Raw genomic sequence first — 25746 nt, forward strand, 5'->3', positions numbered from 1 at the left:
AGTTTTTAATTGGCGAAATTTAGTATACTTATCAACAATGATATCAAAAAAAGCAAAATACGCTCTAAAAGCGCTTAAGGTATTGGCGGAGCAGTTCGGGAAAGGCCCCGTGCTGATTTCGTACATCGCGGAGAAGGAAAGAATTCCCAAGAAGTTTCTTGAAGCAATTTTGCTTGATTTGAGAAATAACGGCGTTTTACAAAGCCAAAAGGGAAAAGGAGGCGGTTATTTGTTACGAATTCCGCCGGGAGAAGTAAGTTTTTCGAAAGTGCTTCGGATTATTGACGGTCCTATTGCTCCGGCACTTTGCGTTTCTATGTTTTTCTACGGAAAATGTGATGACTGCAAAGATGAGGAAACATGCAGCCTGCGTACGGTTTTAGAGAAGTGGAGAGATGCCAACCTTGCCGTTTTAGACCAGACCACCCTTAGTGATTTGTTGCAGCAAGGTACGGCTGAGCAGCTGATTGCAGACTAGTCAGCTTATCTTTTCTTACGTATAAGGTTACATCGTCTATCGTGGAAACCAGTGTGTAGTGCTGGTGTACATATTGAGCCACCGCAGGGAAATTATCGATTCCCTGCGTTGCCTTATCCTGCACCCACATGCTATATTTCCCGACTGCATCAAGAATCACAGCGGGTTTCGTCCGTTGAAGGTCGCGCACATAACGGCTCAGATATTTATCCTGCATCGGTTGTTTGAAAATGGAGCGTTCCGAGTGATTCTCTGCCGTTCCCTGCGCGAGTTGCGCTTCCACATAATATTTGCATTGCCAACCCCACACCACCATGTAGTCTCCGGGTTTGGTAAATTTTTCCAGCGCTTTGACCACCGCACTTTTATCGAGCTTATTGGCCCCGCCAACAGATTCAAAAGCATTCAGGCGATGTTCCCGTTTGTAGGATATGGCATCGTTTCCGGCAAACCATAAAAGCAGCACAGCCGGAGCGGCGATGAACCAGGTATTTCGTTTTGAAATACCGTAAGCAGCGAGTAAAATCCAGGGATAAATGCAAAAATTGAGGTAATGAATAAAGCTGTTTCCTGATTTTGTCGATGAGTAAATACCAGCCAGGATCAATAGTACTGCCGTTGCAGGAATGAGAAAATCGTTGATTTTTTTACTGGTAAGAGTCGGTCGCAATGCCTGAAACAGCCCCAGAATCATCGGTATGATCAAAACCAGTGAATAAATACTAAAATCCCGGCTGTTTGAGACCAAACCTATAAACTGTGACGGAATGGACAGTAAATTGTTTTCTCCGGCGTAAATGGCATTGGCAAGAATATAGAAATCGATGAAATCCTGGAAAACATTGTTGGCAAAAATCCATGCAAAAAACAGAATGGGAAAGGTTATTCCCCCTAAAAGCAAGGCTAAAAGTGGCTTGATTTGTCTGGTCCGGCCATAATATTGGTAGCATAACCATAAAGCAGCGATTACCACGACCAGAGCCTGAGGAACAGACTGTAATTTAGCAAAGGGCATCATACCCGCAAAAAGTCCAAGAAAAAAGGCTGTTGCTGATGATAACTGTCTGCCTTCGGTAAGTTTTGAGAGTAACCAGATTGTGCAAGCCAGTAGCAATACGGGAAGCTGTTCACTGGAATAATGAACAAAATCGGTTTCCTGTGTAAAGGAGAGAAAAATGACCGGAACTGTAAACGCAACCCGCGCGTTTGACGTGCCAAACCACTTTTTCATTGCTGAAAAAACAAACAGCAAAGCCCCGATACAGCACAGCAGGCCCATGATTCGCCCCGACGTATAGTTTATTTGAAAGCCGAATATTTTAGGAAGGACAAGCAGATAATTGTCAAGAGGTCCGATGGTAGTACCGTCGACAGAGCGCCAGTAAACAGGATCCTGGTGCAGTGTAATCGCATGGCTGAGCATCTGACTTTCATCCGCGTTCAGCTCTCTGTTGAGCACAATCACAGGCATACGCATAAAGCCGAGCAGGAGGATAGAAAGTATTACAAATGCATTGACCGGCACTTTTTTGTAAATACTTGCTAAAATGACCAGTCCGGCCAGCGAATAGCCAAGAAACCAGTAAACTGTCGGAGCATTGTCGAAAGTCAGCATACGATCCTAGTTGATTGTATCTACCTTGTCTACGAAATCGCGGTAATGAATGGCCGGAATAAAGTGCTGCTGTGAGCGATATTGCAGTACCATAAACACCAGAAACAGGGAAATTAAAAACGACTGAAGCATCAGGATAATCAGCGTGCTGCCCAATGTGGAGGCCCATCCCGGGGTGGCATTTCCAATCAGTTTAAGGAATAAAATAATACAGATAAAGGCAACGGCCACGCCGGACATGAACATTGAAAAGATCAAAATTCTTACCGCAGTGGTGTCAACCAGTACCGATATGGCGCTTAATCCGTGTAAAACCAGCGAAACGAAATTCATTTTGCTTTCCCCCGCCAGACGCGTCGCGCGGTCGGTTGGCATGGAGTCGTAAGGAATACGCGATTTAATGATTCCGCCCGGATAGTTGTTCCAGATTTCAGAAACGCGTACCAGGTTTTGAAGCCTGTTTTTAGGCACCAGACTGAAATTCCCAAAGGTGATTACTTTGCCGGTAAGCAGTTTAAATACATACTTGTAAATCACATAAAAGAACCTGAAAACGAAGTTTTCGGTACGTTTGTTTCTTTCGGCAAAAATGATCTTACCGGGAACTTCCAGTGATTTCGCTACCAGCTTATTAATATCAGAAGGAGCATCTTCCCCATCCGCATCCATCACAATCACTTTATCGCAATCAATATTATCAGCTACGTAAGATAAGCCGATCGCAATGGCTTTTTGATGGCCCAGGTTGCGGTAAAGACGTAAAACCTGAATAGCTTTCCCGCCAAATGGAACAAAAGGTTTAGTCCGGTCTATCGATGAACAATCATCTACCACGAGTATGGATGCATTTTTCAGCACGGTAGGATCTAAATCTGTGTTTATTTTCGTGATCAGCAGATTTAGGGCCTCCCAGTCGTTGTACTGAGGTATAATAATTACAAAGTTTTCCGGCATAGTGGCGATTAAAAATAACCTCCGGACAAGTTAATGGATTTAACTCGTTCGGAGGTTACGAAAATTAACATATTATTTTACACTTCCCAAACGAGAAGAAATACCGTCATGAATCTGAGTTAATGTTTCCACCAGGCCATATTCCCAATTCCAGCCCGGATAGTGTGACTTGAATTTCGAAAGGTCACTTACATACCAGATATGGTCACCGATACGATTGGTGTCGGAATAGGAGTAAGAAAGTTTGTTACCCGTGATTTTTTCACACAAAGTAATGGCTTCGAGCATGGAGCAGTTTGCAAAACGGCCACCGCCTGCGTTGTAAACTTCGCCCGGACGTGGGTTTTGGTAAAAATGCCAGAACATGTTTACCAGGTCATGGCTGTGAATGTTGTCACGAACCTGCTTGCCTTTGTATCCGAAAATGGTGTAATGATTGCCTGTGATCGCACATTTCATCAGGTAAGCAAGGAATCCGTGCAGCTGAGCGCCCGAGTGATTCGGTCCTGTAAGACATCCGCCGCGGAAAACAGCTGTTTTCATGCCAAAATAACGGCCGTATTCCTGCACCATGATATCAGCGGCTACCTTCGAAGCACCAAAGATCGAGTGTTTTGTATGGTCGATGCTGTGCTGTTCGTCGATTCCGTTTTTGAAATAGGCGTGATTTTCGTCGATTTCCCAACGTGTTTCCAGCTCAACAAGCGGCAGGTAGTTTGGATTATCTCCGTAAACTTTATTTGTAGAGGTGAAAATGAACACAGCTTCAGGTGTGTGAAGACGGGTCATTTCAAGCATATTCAATGTCCCAACTGCGTTTACTCCAAAGTCTGTAAAAGGCTCGCGGGCGGCCCAGTCGTGGCTCGGCTGTGCAGCAGCATGGATAATCAGCTTAATGTCTGTTCCGTATTCCTTAAAGATCGGTTCCAGTTGGCTAACTTCCCGGATATCTGCCGAATAATGTTTGTAGTTAGCATAAGCGGACTCAATACGGCTCTTGTTCCATGCTGTGTTTCCGTCTGCTCCGAAGAAATATTCACGTAAATTATTGTCAACACCAATGATCAGGTCAAACTTATCAGCTAAAAACGCAACGGACTCACTTCCTATCAATCCGGCCGAGCCGGTAACCAATGCTATATTCATATTTGGTTTCTAAATGTGGTATTAAAATAATACTATATTTTCGATGTGTATATTAAGGATGTAAAGTAAATTAAAAACGAACAATTATCCCAACCGCTTGCTCAAGTGGTAAGAAAATTAACTGCCCTTTTTGATCATAAACGATTCAACAAGGATGATTGTGTCGGATTTTCAGTCGTTTATAAAATAATTGATCTATTTCGATAAAAAATTTCGATTCTCGTTCACACTTCTATAATTTTACAGAAAATTACCTCTCCTTATTTGAAAGTCTTAATTTTCTACAATATCGTCGGAAAAGCCTAAGGCGTCTCATTGCTATTTTGTAACGAACCTATGGATCGTTGTGATGCAAGCTGTATGCATTCCAAGATCTGTTCTGCTTTTTGCAGGCATTACCCTTGCACTTTAAATATATGTTTAAACAATTGACTGCCATTTTGGGAAGAGATAACTTTTTAAGTTATCTGTTGCTGGCTGGTATTGCGCTCCGAATTTTTTTGTATTTCACATTACCCGGGTTTGGCGTTGATGCGCATGGTGAGGTAATTAATTTTATTATTGAAAAAGGAAGATTGCCGCTCACCCGCGAAGTGTTTTGCGCCATGCATCCACCGCTTTATTATTTGTTAGCGCTGCCCTTTTTTTATTTTGATGATGTGCACAGCCAAAAAGTAACACAGCTATTTTCGCTTTTGCTGGCCTGTGGGAACCTCTATCTATTGTTTGTCTTATGCAAAAGATTGCTGTCCAATATTCTTGTCAGGAATATATCTTTTCTACTGGCGGTCTTCCTGCATTCGTTTGTCACCTTTTCATTGTATGTTTCTAATGATACCCTGGCGTACTTCTTAGGTACCTGCATTTTGTATGCGCTCCATCATTACATCCGTAAACCGGATCTGAAAAACGAAATCATTATTGCCGCCCTGCTTGGTCTTGGTTTGTTAACGAAAGGTACATTTCTGGCTTTTGGCCCTCCGTTGGGACTGGTGGTGATTTTATCACTGTGGAAAAAGGAGATACCGGTAAAAATAATTTTGGCAAGACTCGTACTTTTTGGTGTGGTGACTTTCCTGCTCGGTTCCTATAAATATCTGGAAAACTATTACGCCGAGCACCGGTTTATAGCCCACAATATCGATTTCTTCTATTACATGCCGGCGAACACGTTTATCGGGCTCAAAAGTATTTTGTATTTCAACTTAAAGCAGTTGGTTAAATATCCAACGTTTTTTGAAGGGGATCCGATGCTTGAACACGTTTATCCCATCATATTCTATGCCACGTTCTGGTACAAATTCTGCGAACCGCTAAACGGATTTGAACTTGGGTCCAGAACTTCCTTCAAATACATTGGCAGCGTGATTTATGTCATAGGACTTATTCCTTCGGTACTGATTTTGCTTGGGACATTCCTGAAATCGGTATCTGTTTTTAAATTTATTGGTAAACTGAAATCAACGGGAAAAGCATCCTTTGAGAAAGGACTTGAAGAAGCAGCATGGTTGGGTATATTACTTTTAAGTATTTTACTCGTCATTATTGCGGGGGCCAAATACAACGTCTGGGTGTGTTTTCAATCCCGGCTGTTCCTTCAGGCCTTCTTCTCGATTATCTGGATTCTGTATGCAGGATTGAATTTTATCCGTGAAAAGTCTTCGCTCCTATTTAACCTGAGCATTTTATCCATGCTTTCCATCTCGGTTTTATACCTCATTTATTATTTAACAGAAGGCATTCACATCCTTTCTTTATTGAATTAATGGGAAAGTCGGGCATAAAAAAAGATATCCTCAATTTTTGAGGATATCTTTTTTTATGATATTAGCCTGTTAAGAGACCGTGTTATTCTTTCACAACTGCACTACCGGCACCATCATACAACTTCGCACGGATTGCGTTGACACGTGGCTCAAGCTCAGGATTTGCTTCGTATTTATTAGCCATTTGACGTGGTAAAGAATCAGGGCTTACGCCGTAAACATACTGATTCTTTGCATTTAGGTCTTTTTGTTCTTTGTGATTATATTTTTGATAGTCACAAGAAGATAACAATGCGATACATGCCACAAAGGCGGCTATTTTACTAAATTTCATCTCTCTGCTGTTCATAGTAATACGCACAAAAATAACGGCCTTTTCCATAACCACCAAACGGATAGGAGTTGAATTATTAAATTTTTAATCTTTCTAATTCATTATGGACAAATTGCATGAGTTCTGTTATATATTTCCTTGAAAAATCAAATGGAATATTGGCAGCCTCATAAATCTCCGTGATCGGAGCGGTATATCCCAGTTTCAGGGCGTCAAGATATCCTTTCAGGCCTTCTGCCGGGTTTTCGCGGTAGTTTTTCCAAACACCGATCGCACCCAGTTGCGCAATTCCGTATTCGATATAATAAAATGGCACTTCATATATGTGCAGCTGGCGCTGCCACAGATATTTTCGGAAAGATTCCAGTCCCGACCAATCCATCACCTCATCCGTAAATTCCTGATAAATTTTCACCCAGGCATCGGTGCGTTCCGTTGCCGTGTGTGTCGGATTTTCATACATCCAGTGCTGAAACTTATCCACGGTAGCGACCCAGGGCAATGTTTCAATGATCGATTCCAGATGCTGGATTTTGGCGCGGCGAAGGTCGTCATCGTTATCGAAAAACTCATCCCAAAAGTCCATAGTAATCAATTCCATCGACATAGAAGCCAATTCTGCAACCTCGGAAGGCGTATGTTTGAACGAATTCAAAGCCAGGTCACGGGTCACCAGCGAGTGGACTGCGTGGCCACCTTCGTGCAATAACGTCACCATATCCCGAAGATTGGACGTTGCGTTCATGAAAATAAATGGTACGCCGATTTCTTCCAACGGATAATTATAGCCACCTGGTGCCTTTCCTTTCCTCGATTCCAGATCCAGATGTTTCATGTTTTTCATGATCTGAAGGCAGTTGCCAAGGAACGGGTCCAAACGGCTGAAACAGCGTATTGTTTTACCAAGCAATTCTTCTCCGCTGGTAAAAGGTTTCAGTGGAGGCAACCCGTTCGGATCCACTTTGGTATCCCAGGGACGCAGCTGTTCAACTTTTAAAGCGTTTTTCCGGCTGCTGGCCATGTCGTTCAAAAGGGGCACGACGGCTTCCTTCACGGAGGTATGGAAATTAAAACAGTCCTGCGGCGTGTAGTCAAAACGTCCCATGGCTGCAAACATATAGTCACGATAGTTGGGAAATCCAGCGTTTTTTCCAACCTGATCCCGCAATGTCACCAGTTTATTCAATAACTCATCCAGCGTCTCATGATCCTGATAACGTCTGTCTGCCACTGCGCGCCAAGCTTCTTCACGCACGGCTCTGTCGGCCGACTGCAGGCGGTCAGAGGCCTTCTGCAAAGTCATTTCTTCTCCATCGAGGGTGACTGTCATGGCACCGGCAACGGCACCATATTTCCGTTCCTCGGTCTGCATTTCCGTTTGAAGTGGAATGTTTTCTTCGCGGAATAATTCAATCGCTTTTTTCATACTGCGGATGGTGATCGCAAATCCCTGATCTGTCAATTCGTTCAGGAATGGGCTTTCCACAGCTTTTTTATCAAGCTGATTTCCGTATTCTGCCAGTTTTGGCTGTATTTCTGTGATGAAAAACTGCAAGGCATTGATCAGCCCTGTATTGGCGGTATCGCAGGTTTGACGGATATATCGCCAGGCGAAATTTTCCGACAAGTAAGATTCCAGCTCACTTCTGTCCAAAAACCACTGGCGCAGGTCCGGTGCCGACTTAATTTCCCGGGCGACCAGATTATCGTAAAACGGCTGAAGGTCATCCCATTTTTTCAGATCAAATTCTTCTCCTATAAAAGCCCGGTTGGATCGGGTCAACGTCGTAGTTTCCTGATTTATCATCTTTCCTTTGATTGCGATAATTTGTTGTTCAAAGGTAATATGGAATTGCTGGAATCTGAAAGCTATGGATGGATATCGGGGTGGATGGAAACATATTTTTTTAATTATTTTTTTGATAAGGGGTAGTGAAAAATTAGTTTATATTACTGATTTTTATAATAAGCTATTGATCATCCGGTTACTGAGCTAATCGCATATAGCTAATTGCCAACGGCTACTTAAAAATGATTTATACGAATTCCAGGCCCTTGTAACCTTGCCGTTTAATCGAAACAGGTATATTTTGCGCAAACATGCATTGTGAATTTGCCAAAGACTTGGTTTTTTTAGGTATATTTCCGTAGGGTATCCGCTATGTATTATGTCTTTCTTTCAGAAAACGATTTCAGATAATGCGCTGACAGACGGTATTTTATCGAATGACCGCCAACGGCGTTCATTTGAAAATCGACTTTATGAAAAATATGCATATTTGATTCGGGAGGGTGTTTGGAAACACCGTCTCACGGCCGATGATTGCTCCATGGCTTATTCCGATACGATTCTTACCATTATTGAAAATATCCAAAATGGCCGTTTTGAAGGCCGCTCGGGCCTGAAGACTTATCTGTATCAAATTTTTTCCAATAAGTGTGTTGACCTTCTACGTAAAAACGCGACTAATCGTCAGCAGGTACACCATGGCGAAACGCTGGATGATTTTATTAACATTCTTCCCGATGATTCCCGGAGTATTGTGCAAAGGCTTATTGATCAGTATGATACGGAAATTTTGTATCGGCGCCTGCGTGAACTGGGCGACAAATGCCAGCAAATGATCAAAGCCTGGGGAGAAGGTTTTATGGATCAGGAAATAGCCGTTGACATGGGCTACCAGTCAGCGGCTGTGGTCAAAACAAGCCGGTTGCGCTGCCTTGAAAAGTTAAAGGAGCTGTATCATAAGGGCGTGAAAAAAGGATAGTGGAGAAAATTAAAAAGTCATGGAAGAGCGCATCGAAGATTATTTTAAAAGGCAACTCTCCGACCCGGAGAAGGAACAGTTTGAAAAGGATTTAAAAACGGATCCTGAACTGGCCGAATCCGTTGCCTTTTACCTGCTCGTGAAAAATGCTGCCGGGCAGGAAGCACGGGATAAAAGACTGGCTGAAAGGCATGAGGCATGGCAGAAATTGCCGAACAGTCAGCCGAAAACAATTTCCCGAACGTTATTTTATTACGCCGCCGCCGCTGTCTTATTCATTGCCATGGGGTTGGGCTGGTACTTTTTAAGTCCGGGTGTCCAGAGCCGGGAGCAGTTGGCGGAACATTATGTTCAGGAAAATTTTTCAACACTGAGCGTACAAATGGACGGTAACGCGGACAGCCTGCAACAGGTTATTAATCAGTACAATAAAGGCAATTATAAGGAGGCGGGATCCATGGTTGACGCTATGCTGAGACTTGATCCTCAAAATGCTGAGGCACAAAAAATTGCGGGTATTGTTTCCCTGAGGGAAGGAGATTACGACAAAGCGATCAACCATTTTCATCAGCTTGGAGTGCAAAAACAATTGTTCTCCAATCCCGGGAAATTCTATGAAGCCATTGCCCGCCTGCAACGTGGTTTACCGTTGGATAAGAAGTTAGCCGACAGTTTGTTAAGGGAGGTAATTGATGGTAATTTGGAAGGAAAGGAAGAGGCTGTGAAGTGGGTTAAATAGTTTTAAAGTTTAAATGTAATTACAAATCCCCCAGGTCATGAAATATTTATTTTCACTAGCCGCCGCGTTAGCCGCATTTTTTGTATTTGTCTTCCGTTGGAAAAAAAAGAAAACTCCTGCTTGGAAATCAGACTGTAATAGAGGTTATTACCAAACATTAAAAGATGGTAAACTTGTAAAAAAATTAGATAAAGATTTCGAACATGATAAGTCTCTTAAGTTTGGACTTGTTGCTGGCAATGGCGAAGTTCCTATTGATTTTATATTTAAATATCAAGATAGTTTTGACATTTTAGAAATTGAGAAAATTGAGAATGAAGTAAGGACGAAATATCCTGATCTGCATGTGGAGGTCTGTGATTGTAGCCCACGTTTGAGGAGATATTACAATTTCCCAATTGGCATAATTAGTAAAAGTGGTGAAAAACTGACGGTTGGAAATGGATCTACGAAGGAGGGAGATGTAGAATTTTCAAACGTAATTGGTTTCGCACCTAATTATAGATTGCAAAAAGGACCATCCGGCTTTGAAACTTTAAAAACATATCGTGGTGAGACTTCAAAATATACCTGGAAATTTCCCGGCATTGCTATAAACGAGGAAGATAAATTTGTAAAAATTGCGGTCTTGGATACTGGTTATGGTGATGGAACGGTATTTCCCAATTTTTCTTTGCAAGACCCATGTATCCTGTCTTCAAAATACTTTAACAATCCCATAGACGACGATGACACCAAACATGGTACTTTTGTCACCGAACTAATTTTAAAGCAATTGCCAGAGAATGTCCGGGTAGGTATTATACCTGTCAAGGTTTTAAACTCAGCCGGTAATGGGAGCATTTTTGATCTGATATGTGCGTTGTCATCATTAAAGGGTAAAAAAGTTGATATTATTAATGCCAGTTTAGGGTATTATGCTCCAAAAGAAGACCAGGTAACAAACGAATTTATCGGAACTTGTATCAAGGAAACCGGTGCTTTGTTTTTTGCAGCGGCCGGGAATGAGAGTCCCGAAATGGACGTATTGGATGGAACCCATAGCCGTAATTTGTCTGTCAGAAACCTTCTGTTTTTTCCGGCATGTTTAAAAAATATACCAAATTTGATTTCGGTAACTTCGTCTGTTGAATCCAGAAGATCTCCTGGCTTATTGGAAGTCTGTGATAATCAAAATTATTCGCCTCAGTATATAAAAGTGGCTGTTAGGGCAGATAGTTCTTGTGGATTTTTATTATCCGGTTCTCTTATGAACGGCACCGGCATAGGAACTTCATTTGCCACACCAGTCGCGGCAGGCAAAGCCGCAGCAAAAATCGCGGGAGGTGCAGCTGTGAATCCCAATTTATTATCTCAGATTGCATCGCCTCAAAATTGGATTTCTCCCGCACAAGTAAGTGGTAATAATACCATTATTCCTTAAAATAAAAATATGGAATGAAATCTCGTTTATTGTTAGTATTCATATTCAATTTATTGGTACGCATTGAAGCAAAAGCCCAATGCGTACCAATAAATGTTTTATACGACAATCTTGAAAAAGCTAATGACGACTTAGGAGATAGGGAATTGCTGTTTTTTTGTATTGATTTACAAAAAAACTTTTTGAAATGCAGCTATAAAAACGATTCAATTCAGGCAAAGATATTGCATCTTATCGGCCGTTCTTATTGGCAGCTTGACAGTCTTGCTCTCGGAGAAAAATACACTTTACAGGCAATCAAAATTAATCTTTCGAAAAGTAATACTGCAAGTCCCAAAAATGCCTCAAATAGTTATTTAAATTTAGGCAATATCGAACGGTCGCTCAATAATTCGGATAAATCGGTCCAGGCATTCCAGAATGGAATTCAAATTGCACAAAACTATTCGGATAAGATTTATTTGTTGCCGATGATATATCAACGGCTCGCGAACTTGTATTATGATTCAGGCAATTACCAAAAATGTCTCTCATATGCAGAAATCGGAGAAAGTATTGCCAAAAATCAAGGGTCTGTGATTCAGCAGGTTAATAATAGAGTTGAAAGGATTCAGGCACTCAACGCGCTAAATAATGTAAAAGGGGCATTTGAATTGCTGAAGGAGACCAATGCAATGGTTGGACAATTGAGCGATCATAAAACCAGAGGATTTGTGTTGACGCAGGTGGCGGATCTGTATGCTTCCAAGAATAGTTTTACAAAAGCAATCGAAGTGTACGGCCAAGCGTTGACAGAGTTTAAAGAGCACCTCAAAAATGTTAAAACAGATAGTTATGCTCTATTTAACTGTGCTGCTGTCACAAATAATATCGGGAATATTTATCTTGAAGAATTAAAGGATTATTCTAAGGCTTTGTTTTTTTTTAGTGAATCTTTGAAATATGTGAACCAGGACCTGGCCCGTTCTCGAATCCTTGGAAACATCGCAGAGTCATACAGCAAACAAGGAAATTATGAGCTCGCAGTCAAAATTTATGAAGAAGCACTTTCAAGGGTTGCGCAGAGTAATGTTTTAGGGAAGGAGGATAATAATCCGTCGGCCAAACTCATTAGAATATCGCCAAATAAGTTATACTTATTGACTCTTATTCGTGATAAAGCTAACACCTTGCTTGATTATGCTAAACATAATTCAAATAATATTCCCACACTAAAAAACGCCCTCAAAACCTACATGCTTGCCGATACGATGATCGATTTTATGCGTTGGGAGCATACGGGTAATGTAACAAAACTTTTCTGGCGGGATAAAACCCGTGCTATGTACGAGCATGCCATCGAAACGTGTAATCTGCTGAACGACCCCGTCACGGCATTTTATTTTTTTGAGAAAAGCCGGGCGGTTATGCTCAACGACCAGTTGAATGAATTGGGAGCCAACCAGCAATTAAGTCAGCAGGATGCGGAACGTGAAAGGTCATTGCGGCAACGGATCAGTGATTTGCAAAATAAGCTGGGTGAAAGCAAACCGGAATCAAAGCAGTACATAAGTCTCCGGAACGATTTGTTTCATGTGCAGGAGGAGCAGCAAATTTTTGTAAAGCAGTTGGAAAAAGCCAATCCGCAATATTATGCTTATAAGTATGATAACCGTGTTGCGACATTAAAGGAAATCCGGGCAAAAGTTATTCCGGATGGACAGGCGTTGATCTCTTATTTTGTTGGCGACAGTGCCGTTTATGGGCTTAATGTGACGGCGAATAAGATTAGCCTACGAAAAATAAATATAGCAGATTATAAACGTTATACTCAGGAATTTCAGCGGTTATTGGGTAACAGAGAAAATCAGAACAAAGAATTCGGTAATTATCTGACGGCCTCCAACCGTCTGTATGAATTGCTGCTTAAACCTTTTGGGATTAAATCCGGGCGCGTGATTATTTCCCCTGACGGTAACTTTATGCCTTTTGAAAGTCTGAGTTTTTCCTCGTCAAAACCAGAATTTCTCGTAAAAAAATACGCGTTCAGTTATACCTATTCAGCAGGATTCCTGACCAAAACATTTCGATCAAAAAGTGATTTTCTGAACACAAAAATGTTTTTCGGAATGGCACCGGGCACGTTTTCTCCCAAACTTGTTCAGGCGTCTCTGCCAGGATCTGAGTTGGCGCTGGAAACGATCAACAAGCATTTTCTCTTTTCCAAAATCGTCACCGGGGCAGATGCATCCAGAAAGACCTTTCTGACAGAACTTTCCGACCACCGGATTATTCAGCTGCTCACACACGCCAGCGCAGACAGCTCCGAAGTGGAGCCAACGTTATACTTCGCCGATTCGACACTTAAACTTTCTGAGCTGCCGACATCAGGTTTATCCAAAACACAACTGCTCGTTTTGTCCGCCTGCCGAACGGGTGTAGGAAAAAATCAGAAAGGGGAAGGTGTTTTTAGTTTGGCCCGTGGTTTTGCTGGCATCGGTATTCCTTCAACTTTGACAACCTTATGGAGTGTTGAAAATAAATCAATTTATGAATTAACAGAACTTTTTTATAACCAGCTCGATAATGGACTTCCACTGGATGTTGCATTGCAGCAGGCTCAGATTGAATGGCTTCAAACCGCGTCCAAAAGCGACCAGCTGCCTTATGCATGGGCTGGTATGGTGCTTGTCGGAAATACGGAACCCGTTGAAACTGGAATTTCGAAAGGCGGAATTTATGTGATTTTAACAACGACTGCTTTTGCTCTGCTCCTGGCCGGATTTTTGTTTCGCAGGAAAATGGCTGCACACCGTTGACATCTACTTCCCCGACTGCTGTGTCACATCCGTCAGATTATCTGTGATGATATTCTCCGTTTCGTGCACATTGGCAAAGGCGAAATTCATTTTGTCCCGGTCAAATTCTTTTTCATTGTTGGCCAGCCAGATTGTGGCCACACCGTTGCCGATAATATTGGTAATGGCGCGGGCTTCTGACATAAATCTGTCGACACCAAGCAATAGGGCCAGGCCTTCCAGCGGAATCACCTTAATCGCCGTCAGCGTGGAGGCAAGCACGACAAAACCGCTCCCGGTAACGCCCGCCGCGCCCTTTGAAGTGACCATCAGAATGCCAATAACAGACAATATCTGCCCGACTGTAAGATGTACATTAAAAACCTGGGCGAGGAAAATGGTGGCCATCGAAAGATAAATCGTGGTTCCGTCGAGGTTAAATGAATAACCGGCCGGAATAACCAGCCCCACAACGGGTTTTGAGCAACCCATCCGTTCCAGTTTTTCCATGATGGAAGGCAGCGCGGCCTCGGAGGACGATGTCCCCAAAACAATCAGCAATTCCTCGCGGATGTATTTCAGATAGGCCAGTATACTGATCTTGTAAGTTCTTAAAATCAATCCCAAAACGCCAAAGATGAAGACCGCCATGGTCAGGTAGACCGTTCCCATCAGCTTGGCCAGGGGGAATAAAGTATGAATTCCGTATTTTCCGATCGTAAACGCCATCCCTCCGAAAGCACCGATGGGGGCAAACATCATCACCAGATGAAGCGCTTTAAAAACATATTTTGAAGCAAAATTCAGCCATTCAACAATAACCGCTTTACCCGAATACCGGCTTAACACCACCCCCAGAATAAGAGAAAATAAGAGCACCTGAAGCGTCATATTGTCAAGGAAAAATTGGAGCCAGCTAAAATCATGCACCTTGGCGGCATATACGGAAATATCACCTTTCTGAAGATTTGCCGTCGCTACGCCGTCCCCGGGACGCACAATGTTGGCAACCAATACCCCGACAACGAGCGCAAGCGTTGTCACAACTTCAAAATACAGAAGCGCTTTGGCCCCAACCTTGCCGACCTTTTTTAAATCTCCCATGCCAATAATTCCCAGCGTGATGGTCAGGAAAATGATGGGATTGATAAACAATTTGACAATCTGGATAAAACCTTTGCCTAAAACGTCCATCTGAACCGCCGTTTCCGGAGTATAGTGCCCCAGCAGTGCACCGGCGGTGATTGCAGTCAGGACCCAAAAGGTAAGGTTGGTAAAGAGCTTCTTCAATTTTGTGAGTAGTTAAGGAATAAAGGGTTATCCGTTGGAATTTACACCGTCTTGATTTCTGTCAGGATTTTGGATGGTAGTCAAGTTACAATATTAAAGTACTTTTTTATCGGCCCTGCTCACAGAAAACTATTTTTTCTTATTGTTTATACTTGGTCTAAATAAATTTCTATATTTGTGCACATCTAATGGTGGCGATATAGTATTCCGGAATATCTAATTTATCTCAGGGCATTTTTATTGATAGGTACTTATGCATGACGCTTCTCATTCTTATTCGTCATTACGGATTTTAAGCCAGTCGAAAAACGGGTATATCGGCCAGTGCAACTGTTGTGATCATTACAATTTTGTATTCGGTAATGTACTTTTTATTTTCTCAGAAGACGGTCTGAATGGATTTCATTCGGTGCTGTACGACCAACAGCAGTTCCATACCATGGAAACTGCACTGCCACACGGAAGAAACCACCTGTTGCCTTCCCCGATTCCTAATTTCATGTTGTCCTTTAACGACGAGGAAGTGGAAGAGATCAAGGGGCTTTTTCAGGAAACCCTGCTGGCACTGGAAATTGATAAAATATTTTCATACAAAAGATAATTGAATTTTTAGACGATGCGCACAACATGCCCGTATAGAGCGATTTTTGCTCTGTTAATTATTGTCTGCTTTGCCGTAAAACCTACTTTAAGTGTGGCAGGGAAACCGTTACGAATCGTTTCTGTCAATGGCACGCTGAGCGAAATCCTGGTGGGACTGGGGCTTGAATCTCAGATTGTAGGGGTTGATGTCACGAGTACATACCCCGCTTCACTGGACAAGATTCCAAAGGTGGGGCATAACCGAAGTATTTCGGCGGAGGGGATTTTATCCTTAAATCCGGATGTGATCGTAGTGAGCGATCAAAGTATGTTGTCGCCGACCGTAGCCAAACAATTGGGTAGCACCGGTAAAAAAGTGCTGATGTTCAAACAAGATTTATCTCATGCAGGTACCGTCAGACTGATCCGTGAAATGGGAGCGTATTTTAACGCAAAAGTACAGGCGGAAAAGATGGTGAAGACTATTCAGACTGATCTGGCGAAACTTCCGAAGGCTGCTGCATCGAAAAAGCTTCTTTTTATTTATGCCCGGGGCACGGGAACATTGATGGTTTCCGGCAAGAATACTTCACCGGATAAAATGTTCAGTTTGATCGGGCATAAAAATGCAGTCACTGATTTTACAGATTTCAAGCCGCTTACTTCGGAGTCGCTTCTGGCAGCCAATCCGGATGTGCTGGTCCTTTTTTCCAGTGGTCTTGAAAGTGTTGACGGTATTGAGGGCTTGTTAAAAGTGCCGGGTATTGCCTATACCAATGCCGGGAAAAATAAAAAAATTGTTTCAATGGATGGCCAATTGCTGACCGGATTTGGTCCCCGTTTGGGGAAAGCGGCCACAGAGCTTGCGCTAAAAGTACAATAATGATCAAGGAAGAAACCATAGAAAAAACAGAGCGGAAAGATCAAAAAATAATACGGGAGGAGCTCAAACAGCCGCTGTCTCCCGGTTGGGTTATCCTGATTTTGGGGATGGCATTGCTTGCCTGTGTTTTGTTTTCGGTGGCAACCGGGGCTTTGTCTATTTCTTTTTCGGAGATTGTCGGGATCGTTTCCTATAAAATAGGACTGACCGGAACACCTATTAAAGAAGAGCAGAAAGAGATTGTTTTTTGGGTGATACGCCTGCCGAGAGTTTGTCTTGGGATATTGGTTGGGGCCGGTCTTGGCGTAGCAGGCGCTGCATTACAAGGGCTTTTTCGTAATCCGATTGCGGATTCCACGCTGATTGGTGTGACGTCCGGCGCGTCGCTTTTTGCCGTGATTGTGATTATGTTAAACATAAAGTTTTTTGGCATTATCAACGAAATAGCGGGTGCGTATACACTTTCATTTGCGGCCTTTATAGGGGCAGCGGTGACGACGGCATTGGTTTATCAGCTTTCCAAAATTACAGGGGAGGGCGGGATCACAACCATGTTGTTATGCGGTATTGCAATCAATGCTTTTGTGGGTGCTTTGACTGGCCTGATGACTTACATGGCCACGGATGAGCAGCTGAGGACCATCACTTTCTGGACGCTGGGAAGTCTGGGAGGAGCCAACTGGACCACTGTGCTTTCCGTTTTGCCATTTGTAGGATGCAGCATTTTGTTTATGCCTTATCTGGCCAAATCATTGAATCTGCTCGTTTTAGGGGAAAGCCAGGCGGCGCATTTGGGCGTAAATATGGTCAAACTGAAACGTGGTGTAATTGTTTTGGCGACAATGGCCGTGGGATCATCGGTGGCTGTGGCGGGTACGATTGGTTTCGTAGGACTCGTTGTCCCCCATATCATCAGAAGTGTTTTTGGTCCGGATAACCGTTATCTGCTCGTCGGGTCCGCCTTTGGCGGTGCCATTGTACTGACGCTCGCAGATACCATTTCGCGGACCATTGTGGCACCCGGTGAGCTTCCGATCGGTATCCTGACTGCCTTATTGGGCACACCGTTTTTCCTTTATCTTCTCTGGAACCAAAAACGTAACCGTGTATGATCGAGGTTGAAAATATACATTTTGGCGTCAAGAATAAGTCGCTCTTGCAGGGTGTTAGCTTTAAGGCAAAAGCCGGTGAATTCTGGGCTGTTGTTGGAGCAAATGGTGCGGGTAAGTCCACATTAATGAAACTTTTGTCGAAAGAACTTACACCAACGCAGGGAAATATTTCTTTTCACAATAAGGATTTAAAAAAGTATTCCTTAAAAGAACTGGCGCAAAAGCGTGCGGTACTGGCGCAGCAAAATGTGATTACGCTCGCCTTTACCGTCCAAGATATTGTGTTGATGGGCCGGTATCCCTTTTACGATTCTAAGCCTTCGCAACGTGATTTGTCGATTGTCGGTCATTGTCTTCAGACGGTTGGTATCGTTCATTTTAAAGACCGCTTGTATCCGACACTTTCCGGAGGGGAGCAGCAGCGGGTTCAGCTTGCACGTACGCTCGCACAAATCTGGGAAGTAAAGGAAGGATTTATTTTTCTGGACGAACCAACGTCGGGAATGGACCTGCTGCATCAATATGAGACGTTCCAGCTGGCGCGTGAAATGACGCAAAAAGGTTACGGTGTTATCGCCGTAGTCCATGACCTGAATTTTGCCCTGCAATACGCGGACCGGGTTCTGATGCTTAAAAAAGGCAAAATGTTTGCGATCGGAAATGCCAGTGAAGTTTTGACAGGAGAAAATATCCGGGATGCTTTCGGCGTTTCGGTAAGAATTTTTCAGCCTGATGACGCACCGTTTCCGGTCATTATACCCGAAGCAAGTCCGGTGGCAATCGTTTAAAAATTAATTCAAAAAATTAAATAAATATCTCCGTATCAATAATTTATCTTTCACTATGAAAACAATATTAATGGCTAGCCGAGCTGATCTTAAAGAACGTTGGTCTGAATTTAAATCCGAAAATCCTAAAACCCGTATCCGCGATGCAGCCAGGGAACTGGATACCACAGAAGCTGATCTCTTGGCGACGGGCCTTGGTGATAACATCACTTTGCTGGAAGGAGATTTTCGTGAATTGCTTAAAGAGGTAACATCGCTCGGGTATGTGATGGCGTTAACCCGTAACGACCATGTGGTGCATGAGCGTAAAGGTGTTTACCAGAATATCTCTTTCAATAACCACGTAGGATTGGTTTTGGGGGAAGATATTGATCTTCGGTTATTCCTTGGCGACTGGAAATTCGGTTTCGCTGTCCATGAAGGCGATCGTTACAGCCTTCAGTTTTTCAATAGCTATGGAGATGCAGCACATAAGATTTATTTGACAGAGGAAAGCGATAAGGGAGCTTATGACGCGCTGGTTGAAAAATACCGGGCTGCGGATCAGGAAGGAATGGCTATAACGACCGCGAAACCTGAGAAAAAAGCAGAAGAGCCGGTGGGAGATATCGATACAGCCGCGTTTCAGGCGGAGTGGCTGACTTTGAAAGATACACACGAGTTTTTCGGACTGTTGCGTAAATATAAGTTATCGAGGAAAGAAGCGCTGCGTCATGCGCCGGAAGGATATGCATACCAGATCAAACCGGAAAGTATGAAGGCCGTTTTCGACGCTGCTTCTGAAACAGCATTGCCCATTATGGTTTTTGTTTCAAATCCGAACTGTATTCAGATCCATACGGGACCGATCAAAAAGATTTTTGTTATGGGTCCGTGGTTGAATATCATGGATCCGGCCTTCAACCTGCATTTACGTGAAGATGCGATTGATGAGGCTTGGGTTGTGAAAAAACCTACGGAAGACGGAATTGTTACCGGAATTGAATTGATTGACAAGGATGGTGTGATGTTTAACCAGTTTTTTGGAAAACGTAAACCGGGTTCGCCTGAGCTGGCTGCGTGGCAGGAATTGGTTGAACAGGCCGTGATAAGAAAATAAGGATATGGAAAATCTGGCTTAAAATCAGGCGGCTCCTATGGAGCCAAGTAATCGAGAATGTCAGGGTTTTTCTATAAACAGGATGCTTTTAAAAGAGTGTTTTGCAGACGAAGAGGATACAATTTCGTGTTGGAAATGGTAAATCTGGTCGATTAGAATAATTTCGTAGGCATATCCTATTTGTAGATATGAATTTGAATTCCGAAGGAATACCCTGTTTATAGCCATGAATTTGAGATATATTTATTTTGACTCCATAGGAGTCTCCTGTTGGATGTTTTGAGACAAAAATCCGCCTAGGAAGTTGTTTAAAGAAGCTTTTTAAGATATAAAGACAATATATAATTTCGCCATAGTAATTCAAAAGGACTGTTTCGATTCGGAGCAGTCCTTTTTTGTGCGTGCAGGTCTTTACCGGTCGGATGGCGAAACAGCCATCCGACCGGCTTGCCGGCCCGTCCGACGGTTTTTTACCGTCTGACGGGTAAGCAAAACCTATTCAACCTTCAATTTTCCTCCTCCTGAATAACTCCGGTATTCTCCCTGGTACATCGCGTCAGCGGCGGCAGGTCCGGCGGTAAAAGTCCCTTTGGAAACGATACGCACCTGGTAATAAAATGATTTGTCCGCTTTGTCCGCGGTCGTGAAGAAATGAATACGGTCGTCGCGGATGTCATAATAGGCCGGGATTGCCGCATTTACGATCCAGGGCATATCCCGGGGTTCCGTAATGCGCGGGTTCTCAATTTCAAAACCTGCCGGTAAAAGATCCGTTACCACAACATTTTCAACAGGCAATCCATTGGCGCTGGAAAGTGTTAACCTGACGACCACCAGATCATTCTGATGTAACGTCGTAATCGCTTTTCCATTCCGCGTTAAATATTCCCTGCGAATGCGCAGCCCCTGATCTTCTTGCACATAAGCACCGGTAGCCGACATCCCTTCCGATTGTGCAAACCAATACAGATCACCCCTTCCCTGCGTGTTGACGGCCAATTTCTGATTGGCAATACCCTTCGCGATTTTCAATTCCTTGCCATCAAAACCGGCGATTTTTTTGCCGTTGATGGTTACTGTCCCGGTGACTGTCGAAGCAGAAGTTTTCCTGGCCACTTTTCCCAAAGCCAGCACCGCAAAACTTGCTTCCTGGGTGTTGATGTAGGAAGCCGATTGAATCGCTTTAGACAACTGACGGGCCAGCGGAGTAATCTGCACATTGTCATCATCTGTTTCCAGAAGTGTATTCAATACGAGTCCAAGATTCCGCAAAGGAGAGGAATAGCTGTCGTCAAACACGACATTGCTGTTTTGCAAAGTATAACTTTGGGGTAAGAGCGCGCTAAAACTCCTGGTATCGCCCACCAGCTGAAAAGCGCCAGCCAGCAAGTAACGTGCATCCTGTGTGAGCAGCTGAGGGTTTTGTTTGTAATAATTCATAGCAGACCGGTTAGGCGAGCCCGTTAAGGCCAAAACGTACAAGGAGTAAATTGCCTCCCGCCGCGCCACGGTGGTCCGAATTTGCGTCACGGCTTCTTTGGGTAAATTGTTATTGGCGCTCGCCACGGCAATTTCCCGGGTTGCTGTGGTTCCGGTTTTAGCCGTCAGATATGCAATGGCTTTGCTTAATGTTTTGGGATTTATTTCAAAACCTGCCCTACGCGCCTCTTCGAGAAAATGTACTGCATAAGCCGTCGTCCACCAGTCTTCGGTGGTTGCACCGGGCCATATCACGGCACCGCCGCTAAACAATTGCTGCGACTCAATCTTGCGGATTGCCTGCTGCACATTCGTCACCGGATTAAAATCACTTTCACCGGTTTTGACCAGATAAACAGGCGTAGCCATGGCTTTGGCCAGGTCTGCGAAGTAGAGCTGAGGAAATGCTTTTGAAATGGTTTGCTCGAGACAGCCATACGGATAACCCAACAAAGTGGAGAGTACTTTTCCTCCCCCACCGACAAGCGGCGACCGGCTCAATACGACCTGGCTGCTGTTGGTAGCCGGAATAAAACTGTTTGTCAGGTTGATCACACCTTGCTGTCCGCCAGCGATCAGGCCTGAACTGCTCGTTTTGAGCAGTGGAGAAGCAGGACGAACCGTTATTTCTGTTTGCTGAGTGAAAGTTTCTCCAAAAGCATTCACCTGCACAATAACTTTTCCTGCCCCGATAGCCAGTAACGCTCTGACTGAAAATATAGCCCTTGTCTCCTTACCTGCCGGAATGACGATCTTTTGAACGGATGGCGCGGCACCTGCATTTAAAGGACCGCTAACCGCCAGTGAGACCGTAGCGTTCGCCGCTTTGCTTTCGGTATTGCTGATGTTTACGGGTAAAACCAACTCATCACCCGGACTTAAAAAGCGTGGTAAACCGGCGCTGATCACTACGGGATCAGCCACTTTCATATTTTTGGTAGCAGAACCGAAAGCATTATCCTTGTAAGCGACCGCCATAACTCGTAAGTCGCCGCTGAATTGGGGAATGTTGATGTCAAAAGTGGCCTCTCCGCTTCCGTTTGCCGTTAACTGGCCACTCCAGAAAGACACGAGCTCCGTCCTGCCGTTGCTTAACGGGTTAATGCGTTTTTCCAGATCATAACCGTCACCCCCAAAACTTGAAGCGCCCGAAATGGTTAGTTCAGGGAAAAGCAAGGCATACAAATTATGGCTGGTTACTTCCAAAGCACGTTTTTGATAAAAATATCCGTGGATATCCGGCGTCCTGAAATTCTTGATCTGCAAAATCCCTTCGTCCACAACGGCTACGGTTACCTGCGCATTGGGTTGTGTTTTAATACGTATCTGTTGTTTTGTTTTTGATCTGGACTTATCAACGGTTGTGATCGCGACCGGAAGATTTCGCTTGGTGTCTTCCACCAAAACCGGAATAAATCCGTTTGCGACAGTTAATGGAAGGTCTGAACTATCCAACGGGCGAATGAGCGTAGCTGTTACAAAAATGTTTGGCAAATGCTCTTCTTTGAGATTTAGCTTTAACTCGGCCGCTTTCTTCTCAGTCGTTAAAACGTGATGTTCAAGAATGCTGTTACGCTCTACAGTGACCAGTAACCGGCCGTCAAATGGAGTTTTAAAAAGCACTTTGGTAGATTCTCCGACATTGTATTTTGCCTTGTCGGTTTCCATTAAAACCCGCCCTTCGTTGCTTACTTCGAACGAAGAATATTGGGTGTAACCGGAACCATAAGCGTAAAAACTGGCAACGCTGTAATGCGCGGCCTCTGGTCGTCGGATTCTGATTTCATATTCTCCGGAAACCGTAGGCACATAACGGAATGTGTTTTTGCCATTGTTCAGATTAAGAATATTGGAATAAACTACTTTTTCGCTTTTTCGGGAAGTGTAGGTCAGCTGTTCGTTCTTTTTTTCAACAACGGTCTGGTATTCAAGCCGGATCACCTCAATCTTTGCTTTGGCTCCGTTCTGTAAAATACCTTTGCTGTTTACCCCAATCACTTCAACAGGAATAGGTGCGTTCACGCCTACGTAGGAATCCGGTAAATGAATACCGTAAAATGTATTTTGGGTAAAAACATCAAATCGCTGCAAACGATTAACGGGACGGCCATTTTCATCAAAAACAGTCACGTAAATTTTCCCTTCAAGTACACCAATGTCTTTCAGCCCCGGTGCTAATGCAAACCGTTCGGTTGCCTGTCCCTGGTCGTTGGTAACGCCCTGTCTCGTTTCTTTTTCAAAAGTCGCTTCAGAGGGAATATCAAAGGTGAACTCAGGGAAACCGGGTGCTAAAAACAGCTTTCGTTTCAGCTGGGATTCCATCTCATAAGTCCGGTTGCTGGCCGGTGGCCCGAATAGATTAAGTGCCGTAGCGGTAAGCGCAACCATACCGCCGGAAACGTATTCCTTTTGTGCGCCGCTCAAATCCACTTTGATACGATCAGGCATGAATTCTTCGACATTGACCGACTGTGAGGCCAGCAAAACGTCATTTGCATTATAAACTTCCAGCACATAAGTCCCGGTGAGCGCCGCCGCATCCATGGCTACTTCTGTCTCAACAGCGCCTTGTTTATTGGTACTTTTTCGCCAGGTACGATATTCGCGTCCGTTTGGTGTAACCAACCTCAGTTTCAATGGAACTTCGCCGGCAGTCTGCCAATTTTGGTTTCGTAAAACGGTATTAAAATGAACGGTTTCGCCGGGGCGGTACATATCGCGCTGTCCATAAATAAATGCCTGTAAACCGGAAGTATTATCCCGTTGCCCTTCTACTTCAAAACGCGAAGTTTCTACCCTTGTGTCATCGAGAAGAAGATAATTGAAATCATCCTTGCTACCGGCCGTGATCATCGCCAGGCGAAATCCTGGTGCTTTTTCGCCAAGTTTATCCACATGGGCAATGCCATCGCCGTCGGTAGTAGCTATGTAAACCGACTGGTTATTGCTGCTGATCAGGGTGATTTCAAGACCAGCCAGCGGTTCATTCGTTTTGATTGAATTGGCGAAAATCCAGATTTCATCCTTTCCCTGCTTGGCAATCAACCCGATATCGGAAATAGAAACCAGCTTGGTGGCGCCCAGATAGGCCTCCTCTTTCGAATTAACCGAAACCAGATAAATACCGCGACGGCTGTTGTCGTCCGGAAGCGCGATGTTCAGTGCTGAAACGCCTTTTGCTTTGGGGAGATTTTCTGTGTCAATGACCTTATTAACAATGACATCGCTAAAATTACTGTCCTCGTCTCCGCTGTAATTAAAAGAACCGGTCGATTTCCATTCTTCACTCACATAACCATATTCTTCCCAGCGATTTGCACGCACGTAACTCAGGATATTATTGGCATAAAGTTTGGAGATTTTCACCTGTACCTTAGGCACATTAACGATCTGGACACCCATGTTTCTGGAACCCTTGGGCGTCATGTAAAGGGCTTTTTTATTGGCAAACGAGATACCCGCAGGCATTTTCCCGAAAAACAAGTCCCGCGAAGTTCCGTCTTCCAGCGTTTGACCAAGTACTCCTTTTAATGTCTTGTTGATCAGTAATGCATAGGTATCTGTTTCATTAAAATCGCCTCTCAGAATAAAACCGTTTTCAATCACTTCACTGGTCAGTGTAGCTGTCGGATTAATCGAAAATCCTGTTTCAAGACTTTCTTTAACGATTTCCTGGGTGGTGATCACCCGCACGTAAGCCGCGTTATTTTCAAATCCGGTCTTGATATCGGCCACTTCCAGATGCAGCGGTGAAGGCAGGTTTGTCGTTCTTTCCAAAACCTCCTGGGTAACATAAGCGGTGTTTTGCGCTTTCAGTCCTTTTTCCAGTTTTATCGTCAAGGGTAACGGATTATTGTCCGCCGCTCCGGTATTGGTCAAAGCAAGTGTAACATTTTTTCCTTCGGCGGATGACAGGATTCGGAAAGGAACGTCTTTGTCGTTCAGGGCCAGTTTGAGTCGCTCCGCAACATTTTGCGTGGTGACGGAATAGTTAAAAATGAGTTTGACATGCGCTTCCTGCCTGCCGGTTTCTTTTGAAAGTGTCCACCAGCTTTCTGTCTCGATCAATTGCAGATAAGGTGTATGAAAATCGATTGTTTCTGACGAAACATCGTATTTTTTATCCGTTTTTGATTGTGTTAATAACTGATTTGTGAGTTTTGCCTTGTATGCCGTCGCCGAGCCGAAGCCAGCCACAGGTGAAAATACGAGCTCATTGGGCGCTGACCATTTGAATTTTCCGCGAACGGCAGGTTCAAACTTGATGTACTGGGTAGAGTCCCAGGTGTCCAGCTGACTTTCAGGAACGAGATCTTTGTTAAAAGTAAAAACCAGATTTTGAGATTGCCCGATTTCGTCTTTGAAGTTCGTTCCTGCAATTTTGACTTCATTTAGCGAAGAACAACTGTTGAAAAAATAGGCTGTAAAGAGAATGGAAAATAAAACAGCGGCGGAGCGTTTTCTCATGAGGATTTTAAACGAAATTTTTCAGACTAACAGGACTATGTTTCCG

18 protein-coding genes are annotated in these 25746 nt (G+C 43.8%); 11 read left to right on the plus strand and 7 right to left on the minus strand.

The annotated features are described in order from the left end of the window. Positions 1-37 precede the first annotated feature (37 nt). On the plus strand, positions 38-478 hold the full coding sequence (locus RB622_RS09865) for an Rrf2 family transcriptional regulator (protein ID WP_308046382.1): 441 nt from the start codon (positions 38-40) through the stop codon (positions 476-478). Here RB622_RS09865 and RB622_RS09870 read toward each other — a convergent pair. The 3 genes from RB622_RS09870 to RB622_RS09880 form a co-directional block, all read right to left on the minus strand. Beyond that, on the minus strand, positions 429-2093 hold the full coding sequence (locus RB622_RS09870) for a hypothetical protein (RefSeq protein WP_308046383.1): 1665 nt from the start codon (positions 2091-2093) through the stop codon (positions 429-431). The genes RB622_RS09865 and RB622_RS09870 overlap by 50 nt on opposite strands. A gap of 6 nt (positions 2094-2099) precedes the next feature. Then, positions 2100-3047 (minus strand): glycosyltransferase, encoded by a 948-nt coding sequence (locus RB622_RS09875; protein ID WP_308046384.1) that lies wholly within the window; start codon positions 3045-3047, stop codon positions 2100-2102. Between the two features lie 72 nt (positions 3048-3119). Continuing rightward, positions 3120-4193: an NAD-dependent epimerase/dehydratase family protein gene (locus RB622_RS09880; protein WP_308046385.1), complete on the minus strand. Its 1074-nt coding sequence runs from the start codon at positions 4191-4193 to the stop codon at positions 3120-3122. A gap of 416 nt (positions 4194-4609) precedes the next feature. Between RB622_RS09880 and RB622_RS09885 the strand changes: the two genes are divergently transcribed. Then, a complete protein-coding gene (locus RB622_RS09885; protein WP_308046386.1) occupies positions 4610-5959 on the plus strand; it encodes a glycosyltransferase family 39 protein in 1350 nt (449 codons plus the stop codon). A gap of 82 nt (positions 5960-6041) precedes the next feature. Here the strand turns inward: RB622_RS09885 and RB622_RS09890 are convergent, their stop codons facing one another. After that, positions 6042-6341 (minus strand): hypothetical protein, encoded by a 300-nt coding sequence (locus RB622_RS09890; RefSeq protein WP_308046387.1) that lies wholly within the window; start codon positions 6339-6341, stop codon positions 6042-6044. A 28-nt stretch (positions 6342-6369) separates the two neighbouring features. Continuing rightward, a complete protein-coding gene (locus RB622_RS09895) occupies positions 6370-8100 on the minus strand; it encodes a M3 family oligoendopeptidase (RefSeq protein ID WP_308046388.1) in 1731 nt (576 codons plus the stop codon). 361 nt (positions 8101-8461) lie between these two features. Between RB622_RS09895 and RB622_RS09900 the strand changes: the two genes are divergently transcribed. The 4 genes from RB622_RS09900 to RB622_RS09915 are packed head-to-tail and all read left to right on the plus strand — an operon-like array spanning position 8462 to position 14021. Then, entirely contained in the window at positions 8462-9061 is a 600-nt protein-coding gene (locus RB622_RS09900) for a sigma-70 family RNA polymerase sigma factor (RefSeq protein WP_308046389.1), read from the plus strand. A gap of 19 nt (positions 9062-9080) precedes the next feature. Continuing rightward, positions 9081-9800, plus strand: a complete 720-nt coding sequence (locus RB622_RS09905) for a hypothetical protein (RefSeq protein ID WP_308046390.1) — start codon at positions 9081-9083, stop codon at positions 9798-9800. Positions 9801-9837: 37 nt separating this feature from the next. Beyond that, entirely contained in the window at positions 9838-11223 is a 1386-nt protein-coding gene (locus RB622_RS09910; protein WP_308046391.1) for a S8/S53 family peptidase, read from the plus strand. Between the two features lie 14 nt (positions 11224-11237). Continuing rightward, complete coding sequence (locus RB622_RS09915; RefSeq protein WP_308046392.1) at positions 11238-14021, plus strand: CHAT domain-containing tetratricopeptide repeat protein; 2784 nt, start codon at positions 11238-11240, stop codon at positions 14019-14021. Between the two features lie 3 nt (positions 14022-14024). Here RB622_RS09915 and dctA read toward each other — a convergent pair whose 3' ends face one another. Next, positions 14025-15290 carry a C4-dicarboxylate transporter DctA gene (gene dctA, locus RB622_RS09920; protein WP_308046393.1) on the minus strand — a complete coding sequence of 422 codons (1266 nt, stop codon included), beginning with the start codon at positions 15288-15290 and terminating at the stop codon, positions 14025-14027. A 253-nt stretch (positions 15291-15543) separates the two neighbouring features. Between dctA and RB622_RS09925 the strand changes: the two genes are divergently transcribed. Genes RB622_RS09925 through RB622_RS09945 form a run of 5 tightly spaced genes read left to right on the plus strand, consistent with a single transcriptional unit; the run spans position 15544 to position 19754 of the window. Then, positions 15544-15891, plus strand: coding sequence for a DUF6686 family protein (locus RB622_RS09925; protein WP_308046394.1), 348 nt, complete (start codon positions 15544-15546; stop codon positions 15889-15891). A gap of 15 nt (positions 15892-15906) precedes the next feature. Continuing rightward, the gene (locus RB622_RS09930; RefSeq protein ID WP_308046395.1) at positions 15907-16755 is read left to right on the plus strand and encodes an ABC transporter substrate-binding protein; all 849 of its coding nucleotides are present in this window, start codon (positions 15907-15909) and stop codon (positions 16753-16755) included. Further along, a complete protein-coding gene (locus RB622_RS09935) occupies positions 16755-17867 on the plus strand; it encodes an iron ABC transporter permease (protein WP_308046396.1) in 1113 nt (370 codons plus the stop codon). The genes RB622_RS09930 and RB622_RS09935 overlap by 1 nt, the downstream gene beginning before the upstream one ends. After that, complete coding sequence (locus RB622_RS09940; RefSeq protein WP_308046397.1) at positions 17864-18655, plus strand: heme ABC transporter ATP-binding protein; 792 nt, start codon at positions 17864-17866, stop codon at positions 18653-18655. Before RB622_RS09935 ends, RB622_RS09940 begins: the two co-directional genes overlap by 4 nt. A 55-nt stretch (positions 18656-18710) precedes the next feature. Further along, positions 18711-19754, plus strand: coding sequence for a ChuX/HutX family heme-like substrate-binding protein (locus tag RB622_RS09945; protein ID WP_308046398.1), 1044 nt, complete (start codon positions 18711-18713; stop codon positions 19752-19754). 495 nt (positions 19755-20249) lie between these two features. Here RB622_RS09945 and RB622_RS09950 read toward each other — a convergent pair whose 3' ends face one another. Next, complete coding sequence (locus tag RB622_RS09950) at positions 20250-25700, minus strand: MG2 domain-containing protein (protein WP_308046399.1); 5451 nt, start codon at positions 25698-25700, stop codon at positions 20250-20252. Positions 25701-25746 lie beyond the last annotated feature (46 nt).

Origin of the sequence: Dyadobacter sp. LHD-138 (genome assembly GCF_030929615.1) — a bacterium.
In the GTDB taxonomy this organism is placed as follows: domain Bacteria; phylum Bacteroidota; class Bacteroidia; order Cytophagales; family Spirosomataceae; genus Dyadobacter.

What these genes read in the sequence shown, in the direction of transcription:
- RB622_RS09865 (WP_308046382.1), top strand. Translation starts at nt 38, where the DNA reads ATGATATCAAAAAAAGCAAAATACGCTCTAAAAGCGCTTAAGGTATTG.
- RB622_RS09870 (WP_308046383.1), bottom strand. Translation starts at nt 2,093, where the DNA reads ATGCTGACTTTCGACAATGCTCCGACAGTTTACTGGTTTCTTGGCTAT.
- RB622_RS09875 (WP_308046384.1), bottom strand. Translation starts at nt 3,047, where the DNA reads ATGCCGGAAAACTTTGTAATTATTATACCTCAGTACAACGACTGGGAG.
- RB622_RS09880 (WP_308046385.1), bottom strand. Translation starts at nt 4,193, where the DNA reads ATGAATATAGCATTGGTTACCGGCTCGGCCGGATTGATAGGAAGTGAG.
- RB622_RS09885 (WP_308046386.1), top strand. Translation starts at nt 4,610, where the DNA reads ATGTTTAAACAATTGACTGCCATTTTGGGAAGAGATAACTTTTTAAGT.
- RB622_RS09890 (WP_308046387.1), bottom strand. Translation starts at nt 6,341, where the DNA reads ATGGAAAAGGCCGTTATTTTTGTGCGTATTACTATGAACAGCAGAGAG.
- RB622_RS09895 (WP_308046388.1), bottom strand. Translation starts at nt 8,100, where the DNA reads ATGATAAATCAGGAAACTACGACGTTGACCCGATCCAACCGGGCTTTT.
- RB622_RS09900 (WP_308046389.1), top strand. Translation starts at nt 8,462, where the DNA reads ATGTCTTTCTTTCAGAAAACGATTTCAGATAATGCGCTGACAGACGGT.
- RB622_RS09905 (WP_308046390.1), top strand. Translation starts at nt 9,081, where the DNA reads ATGGAAGAGCGCATCGAAGATTATTTTAAAAGGCAACTCTCCGACCCG.
- RB622_RS09910 (WP_308046391.1), top strand. Translation starts at nt 9,838, where the DNA reads ATGAAATATTTATTTTCACTAGCCGCCGCGTTAGCCGCATTTTTTGTA.
- RB622_RS09915 (WP_308046392.1), top strand. Translation starts at nt 11,238, where the DNA reads ATGAAATCTCGTTTATTGTTAGTATTCATATTCAATTTATTGGTACGC.
- RB622_RS09925 (WP_308046394.1), top strand. Translation starts at nt 15,544, where the DNA reads ATGCATGACGCTTCTCATTCTTATTCGTCATTACGGATTTTAAGCCAG.
- RB622_RS09930 (WP_308046395.1), top strand. Translation starts at nt 15,907, where the DNA reads ATGCGCACAACATGCCCGTATAGAGCGATTTTTGCTCTGTTAATTATT.
- RB622_RS09935 (WP_308046396.1), top strand. Translation starts at nt 16,755, where the DNA reads ATGATCAAGGAAGAAACCATAGAAAAAACAGAGCGGAAAGATCAAAAA.
- RB622_RS09940 (WP_308046397.1), top strand. Translation starts at nt 17,864, where the DNA reads ATGATCGAGGTTGAAAATATACATTTTGGCGTCAAGAATAAGTCGCTC.
- RB622_RS09945 (WP_308046398.1), top strand. Translation starts at nt 18,711, where the DNA reads ATGAAAACAATATTAATGGCTAGCCGAGCTGATCTTAAAGAACGTTGG.
- RB622_RS09950 (WP_308046399.1), bottom strand. Translation starts at nt 25,700, where the DNA reads ATGAGAAAACGCTCCGCCGCTGTTTTATTTTCCATTCTCTTTACAGCC.